Genomic DNA, 14,143 nt, shown 5'->3' on the forward strand with positions numbered 1-14,143 from the left:
GACATATCATGGAATTAGAACTACAAAAAGTCTCTTATCAGTATAAAGACAAAAATTTTGCATTGAAAGGAATTGATTGGCAGCTACCAACGGGTGAGATTCATTGCTGGTTGGGTCGTAGTGGGAGTGGTAAGTCAACTTTACTAGAGTTAGCAGCAGGGCTAAAAAATCCAACGAAAGGAAAAGTTTACCATCAAGGACATATAGTTACAAAGCCATCGAATAAGATTGGCTTTGTGTTTCAAGAGGCTACTTTACTCAATTGGAAGACAGTTTTAGATAATGTATTGCTGCCGATTCAATTACAACGCGAAATTACGACAGAAGATATTAATTATGCAGAAGTATTATTAGAGATTCTTCAAATCTCAGAATTTGCGGAGCGAATACCATCTACCTTATCTGGCGGACAAAAAAGTCGAGTAGCGATAGCAAGAGCACTAATTAAGAAACCCACACTTCTATTTCTAGACGAACCATTCGCTGCTTTGGATATCATAACGAGAGAGGAGTTACAAAATGAATTATTGAGATTAAATAAAAGAGAAAAGATCGCGATGCTTTTTGTTACCCATGATGTAACTGAAGCTGCTTTTTTGGCAGATCAAATTGGGGTGATTAGTCAGGGTGAAATAAGTTCTCAAAAAAAATCTCCATCTTGGGAAGAGACAGAGATAAATCGCCGAGATACTCAAAAATTTAGAGAATATTGTATAAATATTCGTCACTTGTTGGGGGTGGAACATGAATAAGAGAGCTTCGCTACTATCACTGTTAATGGGTGTGTTTTTATTATTCATCTGGGAATTGAGTGCTCGACAGGTATCTGAGCTGATTTTACCACGCCCACTTACTGTTTTTACCGTCCTTTGGAAAGGGATTCTCGATGGCTATTTTCTCTCTCATATATTGACTACAGTCGTTGAACTAATCATTGGATTACTAATGGGTGGATTTTTAGGAGTATTACTAGGAATCATCATCGGGGAAAGCCCGTTTTTGAAAAATGTATTCTCTGTGTATATCGTCATTTCACAAGCTATTCCTAAAATCGCTTTGGCTCCATTATTCATGTTGTGGTTTGGATATGGTATGATGTCGAAAATTGTTATTACTGCTTTGATTTGCTTTTTTCCATTACTAGAAGCAACTGCCAGTGCGATTCAACATGTTAACTCAGATCAATTAACTTTGTTTCGCTTGATGAATGCCTCGCGATGGCAAACATTATGGTATCTAAAGCTTCCAGCTGGTTTGCCTACGATTGTTCAAGGACTTCGTGTTGCAGTAGTTCTCTCGCTAGTAGGTGCTTTAGTGGGGGAGTTTATCGGCGCAAAAAAAGGGCTAGGTGCATTGATTATTGCATCACAAGGAATGATGGATACAACTTTAATGTTTGCTGTTCTGATTCTATTAGCAGTATTAGGCTGTATACTATATGGATTAGTTAATATTTTGGAAAATCAATTATGGTATAGCAAGGAGAATAGAAATGAGAAAAATTAAAAAAGGGCTAGTGTTAATTTTTATAACTGTGTTAAGTGCTTGCAGTTTTCAAACGACGAATTCATTGACGATAGCCAATTGGAGTCAATTAATTGTTGAACAGACGAATTTATTGGCAGAAGAGGAACATGGATTCTTTAAAGAAGCTGGTATAGACTTGTCGATTATTCCGGGAAATGGCGGACAAGATGCGTTAAAAAATATGTTAACAGGCCAAGCTGATATCGCATTCACCGATCCTGGTGCAGTTTATAGTGCTCTCGCTAATGGCGAAGATTTAGTTATTTTATATACGGTATATCCACAAAATGTTTTTAATGTAGTTACGATGGATGATCAGATTCAATCTCCAAAAGATTTGAAAGGAAAAAACATTGGTATATATAGTCGGTCAAGTGGAACATATCAAAATTTATTAGTATTATTGCATCAGGCAGGTTTATCAGAATCAGATGTAGAATTATTAGATGTAGGTATTGCTAATTTTTCACCGTTGATTCAGGGACAAGTGGATGCAACAGCCGCAACCGATACAGCCTTAGTTCCGGCCATAAGGGCGGGTTTAAGTGCTCCAAATATTTTTGAAGTGCGAGACTCTTTGAATATACCGAGTGATTTTTTTGTAGTAAAACGATCAACCTTCGAAGAAAAAGAAGCGCTTTTAAGAGATTTCATTCTCGCCTATAAAAAAAGTACCCAGTGGATGATTGAAAATCCAGATAGAGCAGCAGAATTAGCCGTAGAGTTAGCCATCGATGGGCGTGATCCAGAAATTAACCGAGAAATTATCAATTTAAGAAATACTGCGAGTTTAGATGAGAATGGTCAGATAGGTAAAGTGGATATTGATATCATACAAGAAGGTGCCGATACGTATTTTGAATTAGGTCTCATTCCAAAAAAATTAGAAATGAGCCAGTACATTGAAGTAATTGAGGAGTGAAAATATGCTGGAAGGTAAAGTGGTTATCGTTAGTGGTTCAAGTCGTGGAATTGGTGCCACCTTGGCTAAAGGCTTCGCAAGTCAGGGTGCTTATGTGGTTGTTAATTATAATCATAGCAAGGAATCGGCCGAAGAAGTAGCAAGAGCATGTGAAAAATTAGGTGGCCAGGCAATAGCTATTAAAGCAGATGTAACCACAGAAGAAGGTGTGAATCAGTTGGTAGAAGAGACGCTACTGACATTTGGAAGAATCGATGTGTTGGTTAATAATGTATTTGCACCCTATATATTTGATGCAGAAAATCGAAAAAAGGCATGGGAAATGGAGTGGCAAGATTATGAGATACAATTACAAGGAGGATTGAAAGCTGCGCACTTATTGGTGCAAAAAGTGTTGCCAAACATGACAAACTATGGGAAGGGAAGTATTATCAATATTAGTTCCAATTTAGTGGAACATCCAGTTATACCATATCAGGATTATATAACGGCTAAAGCAGCAATCATTGGTTACACAAGAAGTATGGCAAAAGATCTAGGTAGTATAGGTATTCGTATGAATGCTGTTGCACCCGGGCTAGTTTATCCAACCGCAGCAACTAAATCAACCAAAGAAGAACAAAAAGAAATGTTAGCAGATGCTACTCCACTGGGAAGAATTGCAACACCTGAAGATATTGTGGGACCAGTTTTATTTTTAGCTTCTGATTGGAGCGGCTTTATGACAGGTCAGACACTGTATGTTGATGGTGGTTTAGTTATGAGATAAAATATCAGGATTGTAGAATCTTATTGTAAAAGCATATTGCCAAAATAACCTAATTACTTTTATATTATTAATAAGATAATGTAGTGCCCCCCTAAATCCATGTTCGGATTTAGGGAGGCGCTACATTAAATTGTCTATCATCAAGTTAACTGTGGATTTTTTAACATCTATTATAGACTTTGAGAAGTATAGACTAAATTCCCGGCATTCCCTCTGTAATGAAAGATGTTTCGGTTTCTAGCGACAAAAGACTCTTTACCTGACATTCTAACAGCTAAGCGATCATCTGAATTTAATAAGATGCGTTCAGCCCAATACAAGTTATCTTTAACGACGTCAATCGGTTCTGAAAACGAATTGTGCTGAGTTAAAACAACTTTAAAGTTGTTCTGTAATTTACTTAATTTCACTAAAGCATCACGATATTCTTGAATTGAAGCACTAGAATCTAAATTTAATAATGTTGGATTCGCACAAGCATCACCAAGCATTGCGACTTCTAATTCGGGGATGATAAAACCCATGATTCCCTTTGTATGACCTGGCAAGTGGACAGGGCGGATTGTTACGCCACCTAAATCAAATATATCCTTTTCATTATATGAGATGTATTTCACGTCACCTTGCGGTAAGAAATTCTCTTTAGGGAACGATTTGTTAAAGCGACGCAACACATTATTCATAGTTAAGTGTCTTGTTTCAATCTTTGATCCGTGCTTTACTAACTCAAATTCACCTTCTGGTAAATATACAGTATCATATTGTCCATTACCGCCAGCATGATCGGGATGACCGTGACTACAGATAACATCATAAGGTAGGTCAATTAATTCATCTACAACGGACCTTAAGTCTCCATAACCAAAACCAGTATCGATTAAAACAGCTCGATCTGATCCTTTGACGATATAGGAACACACATAAGGCATCTTGATTCGAGTAATTCCCGGAATTACCGGTTCTACTTTAAATAATTCCATATTAATTCCTTCCTTTGAAACTTGTAATATATAGATAGGATTTGTAAATTCACATATGCTAATATAAACTAAGTAAAAAGAGTTTTCAATTATCTTGTTTATATTAAATCATAATAACCTTGAATATTATCAACTAAAAGTTAAAGAGGAGGAGAGTAGCGATGCCAGAAAATTGGTTAAGACGATTGTAAACTCGCTAATAAATAAAAGGAATTGGTCAAATTTTATTAATTACGCTACAGATGCAGTTTCCTGGACAAGAAGCAGCTGGTTATCTATTTCTTCTGATACTATTTGCGATTCCAGATAGGACGATTTCAAATTGGGTAATAAAAGTGCTGAAAATCAACGTAATATGGCACACTCGGTTTAAATGAATATAAAGTATCATTCCATTCATAATAATTGCAATCATTACTTATGTATTATACTTACTGTTGCTTGTTTCAACCCTTAATTTAATATATATCATCACATTATACGCAATCTTGTCTTTACCTTTACTATTGTTAGAAATGCTGATAATTGTCTTAAAACTGAACAAGGGCAACAGAAATGGTAACAAACGAAATATTTAATTAAGGAGTTTTTTATGTTAACAATTTATGGTTTAGGTCATTGTACAACTACGCAAAAAGCAAAGAAATATTTAGAAGATAAAGGTGTCAGTGTGGATGATATTATCGATATTCGTGATAATCCACCTAGTAAACAAGTCATTCAAAAAGCAATTGTATCAGCGAATGGTCAAGTTCGCAAAATAATTAATACGTCTGGAAATCTGTACCGGGAAATGGGTTTAAAAGATAAGTTGGACACAATGAATGAATCGGAAATTATTGATTTACTTTCGAAAAACGGTATGTTAATAAAACGCCCTTTAATTACAGATGGTAAGACACTAACGAATGGCGCAAAGGAAAGTGTATTGAAAGCAGCTTGGTTAGATCAATAAGTCAAACATAAGAGGTGCCTATGACAACAACATCTATCTTAAAACAATTTATATTCCGTTTAATATTCACAGGTCTTGGACAGTATGCTGTCATTGAGGGAATAAGAGCGATCGATTCTTCGAATTCGATCATTGAGTTGATTCCAATGATTCCTTTCACAGCAATTTTTTCAACTCTTATAAATACGGCTATATTTCAATTCATTGTCTATGCCGTTAATAGATTAACTCGTTTTAGCCAAAAGTTGATCGTAACGCTTTCTATCATCTTAGGTTTGCTTTTATTATCAATTGTCCTCTTTATTTTCTCCGATAGTTTCTTAGAATCTTTCTCAGCTTACTTATTCTTATATACTTTGCCATTTCTAATGATTGAAACGCTATTATACTTTATTCGAAATCGAAAGATTTTATAATCGCGTAATCCTGAGACGACACGAACATCAATATCGTAGGGATGGACATGTTTCAAATAACGTTGACATTAATAAAATTTGCTGTTATATTAACCTTAAATTATATCATGAAAAAACAATGAGAATATTAAACACCTTGATAAGAAAAGTATATTTATTCATAATTTATAGAGAGCCTTGTAGCTGAAAAAAGGTAATTAGGATAGATAGAATATGGTCTTTGAGTGGATATATTGAGAGTAGGACTTGAGAGGTATACGTAGGCACCCGTTACAGTGTTACAGTAAATGAATACCTTGTTTACTGAATAAGACAATGAGTTCATCGCTCTTGTAAATGAAGGTGGTACCACGTGAATATATATTCTCGTCCTTGCGTAATTTTTTTACGCAGGGTTTTTTTAATGAAGAAATTTAAATATATCTTACATGATGGAGGACAAAATGAATAATAAACATTTAGTATTACAGACAGATTTTGGATTAGTGGATGGTGCAGTTTCAGCCATGCTAGGTGTGGCATACACCGTTGCTCCAGAAGTTACAATTAGTAATTTAACACATGAAATTGAACCTTATAATATTAATGATGCATCATATAGATTGTTACAAACAGTAGCATATTGGCCAGCAAAAACTGTTTTTGTGTCTGTAGTAGATCCAGGTGTTGGTAGTAGCAGAAGAAGTGTCGTTGCAAAAACAACTGCTGGACAATACATTGTCACTCCAGATAATGGATCATTATCACATGTTGCAAAATTTGTTGGTTTAGAAAGTGTTAAAGAAATTAATGAAGAAGTTGATCGTCTACCACATTCTGAGAAAAGTCATACATTCCATGGGCGTGATGTTTATGTTTATAATGGTGCAATGATTGCGGATAATGAATCATATTATGATAATTTATCTAAAGAAGTGAGTGTTGATTCCGTTAAGACATTAGAGATCACAGAACCTGAATTACGTGATGGTGTTATTCACGGTGTCATTGACATTTTAGATGTTCGCTTTGGATCTTTATGGACAAATATTCCATTAGAACTCGTTGAAGAAGCTGGAATTCAAACAGGTGACAAAATTAGTGTTCAAATTTATCATGATGATATTAAAAAATACGATAACCAATTATTATTTGGACACAGCTTTGCTGATGTTGCTGTTGGGGAGACAGTTGGATATATTAACTCATTAATTCGTTTAGGTATAGCAATTAACCAACAGAACTTCTCTCAAACATATAATATCGGGACAGGGAATGACTGGTTAATTCAAATTAAAAAAGTAAAAGGAGAATAGATTTATGAATAATAACAATAATTCATCTATAATTAAACTTGTAGCCGTTGGTATTGGAGCAGCAGTCTTTTTCATTCTTGGGCGTTTTCTTTCAATTCCAACTGGCGTTCCAAACACAAGTATTGAAACGACATATCCATTTTTAGCTTTAATGTCTGTCATTTACGGACCAGTAGCGGGTTTATTAATTGGTTTAATTGGACATGCAATCAAAGATTTACTTACTTATGGTTTATGGTGGAGTTGGGTGCTTTCTTCAGGAGTAACTGGTTTTGGTTATGGATTGATTTCTAAACGCTTAAATATTCATTCAGGTGAATTTACAAAAAAAGATATGATTACTTTTAATATCGGACAAGTTATTACTAATGTCCTTGCATGGGGAATTATTGCACCACTTCTAGATATTCTAATTTATTCAGAACCTGCTAATAAAGTGTTTGTCCAAGGATTTGTATCAGCTGCTATAAACTCAATTGCCGTCGGAGTATTAGGGACGTTACTGATTACAGCTTATACAAAAACTCGAACTAAAAGTGGAAGTTTAACGAAAGAGTAATTTTTATGGACTTTCAAGAAAAAAGAGCGCCGATAATCAAATTTGAAAAAGTGAATTTTCAATACGATAGTCAGACAGAAAAAAATCTCATCGATATAAGCTTTGACGTTTACGCCGGTGAAACGATATTAATTGTTGGACCGAGTGGATCCGGGAAGTCGACAATCGCTCGTTGTATTAATGGACAAATACCAAATACATATCCAGGACAACTTGACGGAGTTGTTTCAGTCAATGGAAAAGAAGTACAAACAAGTTCTATTTTTGACTTGTCGTTAGAAGTGGGTACCGTACTGCAAGATACGGATGGTCAATTTGTTGGTTTAACTGTGGCTGAAGATATTGCATTTGCATTGGAAAATGATGGTGTAGAACAAGAAAAGATGCAATCCATTGTTAAAAATTGGAGTGAAACTCTAGAAATTGATGACTTACTTCAAAGCATGCCGAATAAACTTTCTGGTGGCCAGAAGCAGCGTGTTTCAATAAGTGGTATTCTAGTCAATAATACACCAATCTTATTATTTGATGAGCCATTAGCAAACTTAGATCCGGCATCAGGCGCAGAGACAATGCGTTTAATCAACCGGTTAAGTAAAGAGCATAACTATACAACGATAATAGTCGAACATCGTTTAGAGGAAGCTCTTTTAGCAGATATTGATCGTGTTTTGGTAATTGATGAAGGTAGACTTGTGTCAGATTCAACACCGACGGAACTATTAAAAAGTAGTATCTTACAAGAAGTCGGAGTTAGAGAACCTTTATATTTAACAGCAATGAAGTACGCTGGGATCGATATTTCTAAATATGATTTTGTTAACAATTTTAACCAAATGAATCTATTCACTGAGGATATAAAGCTTATTGAAAAATGGGCTAGTCAAGTGTCACACGATGAATATTCTAATGAAAAAGATACTATATTGACTGTAGACCACTTTAATTTCTCATATAATTTAGAAGATGATGTCCAGACGTTGTCAGATATAAACTTCTCAGTGAATCAAGGCGAAATGATAAGTATTGTTGGGACAAATGGTGCCGGGAAATCGACCATAGCTAAAGCAATTAGTGGGTTTATTAAACCAATTTCTGGGAAAATTATCGTAAATTCCGAAGATATTAATGATTTATCCATTAAAGAAATCGCAGATACAGTTGGTTTCATTATGCAAAACCCAAATAATATGATCTCTAAAACAATGATTTATGAAGAAGTTGCATTGGGGTTAATCAATCGAGGATGGAATGAAAACGATATTGAAGAAAAAGTATTTGATACTTTAAAAATATGTGGCTTATTCCCGTATCGAAATTGGCCAATCTCGGCTTTAAGTTATGGACAGAAGAGAAGGGTGACCATTGCGAGCATTCTCGTTTTAGACCCTAACATTCTTATCTTAGATGAACCAACGGCTGGACAAGATTATGCTCATTATACTGAAATGATGCAATTTTTAAATCAACTCAACCATGAAAGAGATATGACTATCTTAATGATTACGCATGATATGCATTTAATGCAAGAGTATACAAATCGAACATTGGTTTTTGATGCGGGCAAATTATTAGCTGATACGAATCCTTCAGAGTTATTTTCTAATGCTCAATTATTAAAAGCCGCACATCTTACTGAGTCAAGTCTATACCAATTAGGTAGTCTTTTACCTTTGATGACTTCAGAAGATTTTATTGGGCGCTTTATGCGTTATGAGAGGGGTATACGCTGATGAGTCAAGAGAATTTATTTGGTTACATACCTAATAAAACAATCATACATAATTTAAGCGGCTCTACAAAGCTGATTAGTTTTATCTTACTATCCTTAATTGTAATGACTAGCTTTGATACTCGATTTTTAGTAACGATGACAATCTTTAGTTTAATCTTGTTTTATATCGCTCGTATCCCATGGAGAAATATTAAAGTATTAATCTATTTTGTTTTAGTCTTTTCTATCTTAAATTTACTTACTATATATATTTTTGAACCCGAGTATGGCGTTCAATTGTATAATTCACGCACAGTATTATTTGAAGGCATTGGACGATATACGATTACGACTGAGCAGTTATTTTATGAATTCAATGTTGCAATCAAGTATTTCACAACAATTCCTTTAGCTTTAATCTTTATATTCACAACAGATCCAAGTGAATTCGCTTCAAGTCTAAATCGAATTGGAGTCTCGTACCGCATTAGTTATGCTGTTTCATTGGCATTACGTTATATTCCAGATATTCAAGACAGTTTTTTTGAAATTAGACAAGCTCAACAAGCACGCGGTCTGGAGATGAGTCGGAAAACATCACTAATGAAACAAATAACGCGATCTGCACAGATTATTATGCCTTTAATCTTTAGTAGTTTAAACCGAATTGAAACTATAAGCCAGGCGATGGAATTACGTCGCTTTGGTAAAAACAAATCGAGAACTTGGTACCGATATAAACCATTTACCAAAAAAGATTTTATCGCTTTGGCGTTGATCATCATAATTACCGTCATTGGAGTATTATTATTCTTTGTTAATGATGGAAGGTTTTATAATCCATTTTAAAAAATACTTAGGAGGATACAACTATTCACTCACAGTTGTATCCTTTTTCGTTATATATTGCTGATCTTGATTTTACTATCTGTAATTCTTGCTTATTTTGATTTATGTTTTATAATGAATATAGATGGGTTGGTTACGCTTACAATACAGAGAGGTGTTGATACTAATGTCAAAAATATATGAAAATATACTTTTGCCAGTTGACGGGTCACAACAGTCGATCGATTCATTCAAACAAGGCGTCCATTTAGCAAGACAATGGGATAGTAATGTGTATTTAGTTCGCGTAGTTAAAGAAGATGATGGTCAAGATATTCCTAAGGAACAACGTGAATCGCTTTTAAACTCATTAAAAGAGTTTGCAAGAAATGAAAGGGTTTCTTTAGAATCAGAATTAATTTATGGAGATCCCCGTACCCAAATTGCTGAAGTATTAGTAGACCGTTGGTCCATTGATTTAATTGTATTAGGAGCGACAGGTAAGGGTCGTGTAGCGAAGATGCTTATTGGATCAATTACTGATTATGTTGTTCGAAATGCCCAATGTGATGTCTTAATTAGTCGTTAAACAATTTATGGGACTGCTCTATATCATTTAGAGCAGTTTTTATGTGATTTATTATAATTTATCATACCATTTATCTAACAATCTGATATACTGATGCGACGTAGTAAAGAAAGTAGGAAAATATGAAAAAAATCACATTTGAATCAATGGGCATCAGCTCGGAAATTACTAAAGCACTAGATAGCCTCCGATATTACCAACCAACACCGGTACAACAAGAAATTATTCCACTCGCATTAAATAATGAGGATATTCTCACTGAATCGCAAACAGGAAGTGGTAAGACGGCGGCTTACGGCATTCCACTTTGTGAGCAAGTTATTTGGGAAGAGAATAAACCACAAGCTTTAATCTTAGTACCAACACGTGAATTAGCGATGCAAATTAAAGAAGATATTATGAATATCGGTCGTTTTAAACGAATTAAAGTGACGGCTGCCTTTGGTAAATCTTCATTCAAAACTCAAAAATCCGAATTAAAACAAAAAAGTCATATTGTAGTGGGTACACCCGGTCGTATCTTAGAGCATCTTCAAGAAGGTACTTTGAATGTAGATGAAATTAAGAGTTTAATTCTTGATGAAGTGGATGAAATGCTGAGTATGGGCTTTATACAACAAGTTGAAGACATTATTGATTATCTACCTAAAGAACGTCAAACGATGTTATTTTCAGCTATAATGCCGTCTGAAATCGAACGACTCGCATTCTTTTATATGAAAAAAGATCATAAGACAATAAAAATGGAAAAATCAGAAGAAAATACACCTGACATTTCGCAATCATATATCCGAGTTCAAGATTTACCTAAAGAAAAGTTATTGTTGGCTCTATTAACAATTGAAAATCCTGATACGTGTATCATTTTTTGTAACACACGCGAGGTGGTTGATAAAGTCGATAGCTATTTAGCAAAAGCTGGGATTCCTATTGATAAATTACATGGCGGAATGGATCAGGATGACCGTTCGGACGTCATGCAGGAATTTAGAATTGGGAAATTACGTTATTTGGTCGCAACCGATGTTGCATCTCGCGGCATCGATGTTGATAACGTGACACATGTTATCAATTATAATGTGCCTTTTGAGAATGAAAGTTTCACCCACAGAACTGGTAGAACCGGTCGTGCAGGGAAAACAGGTGTTGCCTAAACTTTAATTAGCGATAATGAGGTGAAGCGTTGGCAAGAAGTAAGTGAGTATGCTAAAGAAACTGGTATGCAATTTACGGAGATAAACGCACCGAGCAATCGCCAAGTAATGAGTCGTAAGACAGCTTTTGAGAAAAAATTAACTCTAGACCTGTGTTGAAAACAACTCGTAATAAATAACTGAATAAAGATATTACGAGAGTCTACTTCAATGGCGGTAAAAAGAAAAAACTCAGAGCCATCAACTTTGTTGGAACATTAACGAATATTAAAGGTGTCGAAGCGGAGGACATCGGAATTATTACCATTCAAGAAAATGTTACATATGTTGAAATACTGAATAATATGGGACCTTATGTCATCTCTGAGATGCAAAACCGCACAGTTAAAGGTAAAAAATTAAAAGTTCATAAAGCGAGAAAATAAATATAAAAAAACCAATATCCAGAGTATAATCGCAATGCATTTAACTTTTTCATCTGTATCTCGTTGCAATGTTTTTAATCATTCAAACTTAAAGTCTCTTCAAAATCTATCATGATCATTAATTTTTATATGATATCTGTTCGAAGCGTACGCTAAGCCTTCTTATTACAATCATCAGCATCAGAATCTGTATGCTTAATGAGTAATGATCGAAATCTATTAATAATCCAATCGAGTGGTAGTATCTATACAAATAATGTTAGATACAAGCCATCGGAATTTAGTTATTATTATCAAAAAGAAATGTTTGAAAATATAACGGGGTTTAATGAAACATATTGCACATGCACAAGGGATTACAATAACCCCCATTGATAAGTAGCAAATACTGAGCGATGCTGTTAATGATTTAGAAGAAGTATTTACTAAGTTTTACAAATGATTTATAACACTTCCGTTTAAAAATGAAAGTAACAAAAAACATAGTGAGACTCTTTCGAAATTAAGAGCACTCACTATGTTTTTTATAATGCTAAAATTATATTGTTGATTAATAGCGTTTCAGCCATGTATTAGGTGCAAACAAAATTATCATTGGAAATATTTCTAAACGTCCCATGATCATAATGAATGATAGGAATATTTTGATAAATGGGCTAAAATGAGCAAAGTTTTGAGAGGGTCCCACAATGCCTAGACCAGGTCCAATGTTATTAAGGGTTGCTGCCACAGTACTAAAAGAGGATAATAGGTTTGGAGTTTCTAAACTAATGACAAGCACCGCCACAATAAAAATAATAATATAGACCACCAAGTAGCTCAAGACAGTATTGGCTAATTTAGAGTCAATACGTCGACCTTCATAGTCGATAGCAACGACACGATTAGGTCGTATTGTTTGTTTTATTTCTGCCCAACCTATTTTAACTAAAAGCAAAATACGTGAGACCTTCAAACCACCCGCTGTTGAGCCAGCCATCCCTCCAACAAACATCAAAAGAATGAGTATTAATTGAGAGAATAAAGGCCAATGATCAAAGAGGGCAGTTGAATAACCCGTAGTCGATATTATGGAAGCAACCGTAAAGAAACTATCTCGAAAAGCGTTACTTACTCCATAAGATGTTGAGATTAAATTTATTGATATTAAAAGCACAGCAATCGCGATAATTGCTAGAAACCAACGAAGTTCTTCACTTTTTAGAATTCGTTTCGCCTGATGAATATAGACTAGATAGAACAAATTGAAATTAATACTGAATATTATCATGCCGATACTTAATATCATCTCAACTGTAAAGCTATCATAAGGAGCAATACTTCCATTCAACACTCCGAAACCACCCGTTCCTGCTGTCCCAAAAGCCAATAATATCGACTCGAAAAATGGTAAACCGGCAAGATACAAACAAACTAGTGTAATCATCATGAAGGTAAAATAAATGAAATATAAAATTCGAGCCGTTGAAGACAATCTTGAAACAAGTTTACCAAAGGTTGGTCCAGTCATTTCAGCCTTCATGATATGTACAGAGGAAGACTCGGCTTTTGGCAATATGGCTAATGCGAAAACTAAGACTCCCATTCCACCTACAAAGTGGCTGAAACTACGCCAAAATAACATCGAATGTGATAATACCTCGACATCTAACAAAATACTAGCACCAGTCGTTGTAAACCCACTCGCCATTTCAAAAAAGGCATCAATGAAGGAAGGAATCTGCTGACTAAGAACAAACGGAATCGCACTAAAAAAAGAAATTAAAATCCAAGATAGAGAAACTATCGTAAAGCCTTCTCGCGCATAAAAAGTACGTCGATGCAATTTTGTTCGAGATAGGGCAAAACCAATAACAAGAGTCACTAGAGAAGTACCAAGAAAACTTGCTATATTTACCCAGCTTTCTTGGTAGATTACACTGACGATCAAAGGTAATAACATCAGGCCAGCCAGAATCATTAAGATATTTCCGAGTGTATAGCGGATAAATTGTGTATTCATTATTGCCT

Annotated in this window: 16 protein-coding genes and 1 other annotated feature; of the genes, 14 read left to right on the plus strand and 2 right to left on the minus strand. The window is 34.8% G+C overall.

The genetic code is table 11. The features are described 5' to 3' along the window. The first annotated feature begins 8 nt into the window (after positions 1-8). From HW423_RS02730 to HW423_RS02745, 4 genes are read left to right on the plus strand one after another with little or no spacing between them, the layout of a single operon-like run. A complete protein-coding gene (locus HW423_RS02730; RefSeq protein ID WP_218930416.1) occupies positions 9-752 on the plus strand; it encodes an ABC transporter ATP-binding protein in 744 nt (247 codons plus the stop codon). Then, complete coding sequence (locus tag HW423_RS02735; RefSeq protein ID WP_218930417.1) at positions 745-1,506, plus strand: ABC transporter permease; 762 nt, start codon at positions 745-747, stop codon at positions 1,504-1,506. Before HW423_RS02730 ends, HW423_RS02735 begins: the two co-directional genes overlap by 8 nt. Further along, the gene (locus HW423_RS02740) at positions 1,493-2,449 is read left to right on the plus strand and encodes an ABC transporter substrate-binding protein (protein ID WP_218930418.1); all 957 of its coding nucleotides are present in this window, start codon (positions 1,493-1,495) and stop codon (positions 2,447-2,449) included. The genes HW423_RS02735 and HW423_RS02740 overlap by 14 nt, the downstream gene beginning before the upstream one ends. A 4-nt stretch (positions 2,450-2,453) precedes the next feature. After that, complete coding sequence (locus HW423_RS02745; protein WP_218930419.1) at positions 2,454-3,218, plus strand: SDR family oxidoreductase; 765 nt, start codon at positions 2,454-2,456, stop codon at positions 3,216-3,218. Positions 3,219-3,388: 170 nt separating this feature from the next. Here HW423_RS02745 and HW423_RS02750 read toward each other — a convergent pair whose 3' ends face one another. Further along, positions 3,389-4,198 (minus strand): MBL fold metallo-hydrolase, encoded by an 810-nt coding sequence (locus tag HW423_RS02750; RefSeq protein WP_218930420.1) that lies wholly within the window; start codon positions 4,196-4,198, stop codon positions 3,389-3,391. Between the two features lie 592 nt (positions 4,199-4,790). Here HW423_RS02750 and HW423_RS02755 point away from each other — a divergent pair. From HW423_RS02755 to HW423_RS11390, 10 genes are all read left to right on the plus strand, one after another. Then, a complete protein-coding gene (locus HW423_RS02755; protein WP_218930421.1) occupies positions 4,791-5,153 on the plus strand; it encodes a Spx/MgsR family RNA polymerase-binding regulatory protein in 363 nt (120 codons plus the stop codon). A gap of 20 nt (positions 5,154-5,173) precedes the next feature. Beyond that, positions 5,174-5,569, plus strand: a complete 396-nt coding sequence (locus tag HW423_RS02760) for a hypothetical protein (protein WP_218930422.1) — start codon at positions 5,174-5,176, stop codon at positions 5,567-5,569. Positions 5,570-5,696: 127 nt separating this feature from the next. Next, positions 5,697-5,946, plus strand: a binding site (T-box leader). 66 nt (positions 5,947-6,012) lie between these two features. Then, a complete protein-coding gene (locus HW423_RS02765) occupies positions 6,013-6,864 on the plus strand; it encodes an SAM hydrolase/SAM-dependent halogenase family protein (protein WP_218930423.1) in 852 nt (283 codons plus the stop codon). Between the two features lie 4 nt (positions 6,865-6,868). Then, a complete protein-coding gene (locus HW423_RS02770) occupies positions 6,869-7,423 on the plus strand; it encodes an ECF-type riboflavin transporter substrate-binding protein (protein WP_218930424.1) in 555 nt (184 codons plus the stop codon). 5 nt (positions 7,424-7,428) lie between these two features. Continuing rightward, positions 7,429-9,156: an ABC transporter ATP-binding protein gene (locus tag HW423_RS02775; protein WP_218930425.1), complete on the plus strand. Its 1,728-nt coding sequence runs from the start codon at positions 7,429-7,431 to the stop codon at positions 9,154-9,156. Further along, positions 9,156-9,986, plus strand: a complete 831-nt coding sequence (locus HW423_RS02780; protein WP_218930426.1) for an energy-coupling factor transporter transmembrane component T family protein — start codon at positions 9,156-9,158, stop codon at positions 9,984-9,986. The genes HW423_RS02775 and HW423_RS02780 overlap by 1 nt, the downstream gene beginning before the upstream one ends. Before the next feature lie 166 nt (positions 9,987-10,152). After that, entirely contained in the window at positions 10,153-10,554 is a 402-nt protein-coding gene (locus HW423_RS02785) for a universal stress protein (RefSeq protein WP_218930427.1), read from the plus strand. 122 nt (positions 10,555-10,676) lie between these two features. Beyond that, positions 10,677-11,708, plus strand: a complete 1,032-nt coding sequence (locus tag HW423_RS02790) for a DEAD/DEAH box helicase (RefSeq protein ID WP_328803111.1) — start codon at positions 10,677-10,679, stop codon at positions 11,706-11,708. Between the two features lie 21 nt (positions 11,709-11,729). Further along, positions 11,730-11,867, plus strand: coding sequence for a hypothetical protein (locus HW423_RS11385; protein ID WP_328803112.1), 138 nt, complete (start codon positions 11,730-11,732; stop codon positions 11,865-11,867). An 80-nt stretch (positions 11,868-11,947) separates the two neighbouring features. After that, on the plus strand, positions 11,948-12,133 hold the full coding sequence (locus tag HW423_RS11390; protein WP_328803115.1) for a DbpA RNA binding domain-containing protein: 186 nt from the start codon (positions 11,948-11,950) through the stop codon (positions 12,131-12,133). Between the two features lie 550 nt (positions 12,134-12,683). On the opposite strand, the gene HW423_RS02795 is transcribed toward HW423_RS11390, so the two are convergent. Beyond that, a complete protein-coding gene (locus HW423_RS02795; protein ID WP_218930428.1) occupies positions 12,684-14,135 on the minus strand; it encodes a TrkH family potassium uptake protein in 1,452 nt (483 codons plus the stop codon). Positions 14,136-14,143 lie beyond the last annotated feature (8 nt).

Source organism: Ruoffia halotolerans (assembly GCF_014049385.1).
In the GTDB taxonomy this organism is placed as follows: Bacteria; Bacillota; Bacilli; order Lactobacillales; family Aerococcaceae; genus Ruoffia; species Ruoffia halotolerans.

Bases quoted from the DNA above. Each gene is read 5' to 3' on its own strand.
- HW423_RS02730 (WP_218930416.1), top strand. From the start codon at position 9: ATGGAATTAGAACTACAAAAAGTCTCTTATCAGTATAAAGACAAAAAT.
- HW423_RS02735 (WP_218930417.1), top strand. From the start codon at position 745: ATGAATAAGAGAGCTTCGCTACTATCACTGTTAATGGGTGTGTTTTTA.
- HW423_RS02740 (WP_218930418.1), top strand. From the start codon at position 1,493: ATGAGAAAAATTAAAAAAGGGCTAGTGTTAATTTTTATAACTGTGTTA.
- HW423_RS02745 (WP_218930419.1), top strand. From the start codon at position 2,454: ATGCTGGAAGGTAAAGTGGTTATCGTTAGTGGTTCAAGTCGTGGAATT.
- HW423_RS02750 (WP_218930420.1), bottom strand. From the start codon at position 4,198: ATGGAATTATTTAAAGTAGAACCGGTAATTCCGGGAATTACTCGAATC.
- HW423_RS02755 (WP_218930421.1), top strand. From the start codon at position 4,791: ATGTTAACAATTTATGGTTTAGGTCATTGTACAACTACGCAAAAAGCA.
- HW423_RS02760 (WP_218930422.1), top strand. From the start codon at position 5,174: ATGACAACAACATCTATCTTAAAACAATTTATATTCCGTTTAATATTC.
- HW423_RS02765 (WP_218930423.1), top strand. From the start codon at position 6,013: ATGAATAATAAACATTTAGTATTACAGACAGATTTTGGATTAGTGGAT.
- HW423_RS02770 (WP_218930424.1), top strand. From the start codon at position 6,869: ATGAATAATAACAATAATTCATCTATAATTAAACTTGTAGCCGTTGGT.
- HW423_RS02775 (WP_218930425.1), top strand. From the start codon at position 7,429: ATGGACTTTCAAGAAAAAAGAGCGCCGATAATCAAATTTGAAAAAGTG.
- HW423_RS02780 (WP_218930426.1), top strand. From the start codon at position 9,156: ATGAGTCAAGAGAATTTATTTGGTTACATACCTAATAAAACAATCATA.
- HW423_RS02785 (WP_218930427.1), top strand. From the start codon at position 10,153: ATGTCAAAAATATATGAAAATATACTTTTGCCAGTTGACGGGTCACAA.
- HW423_RS02790 (WP_328803111.1), top strand. From the start codon at position 10,677: ATGAAAAAAATCACATTTGAATCAATGGGCATCAGCTCGGAAATTACT.
- HW423_RS02795 (WP_218930428.1), bottom strand. From the start codon at position 14,135: ATGAATACACAATTTATCCGCTATACACTCGGAAATATCTTAATGATT.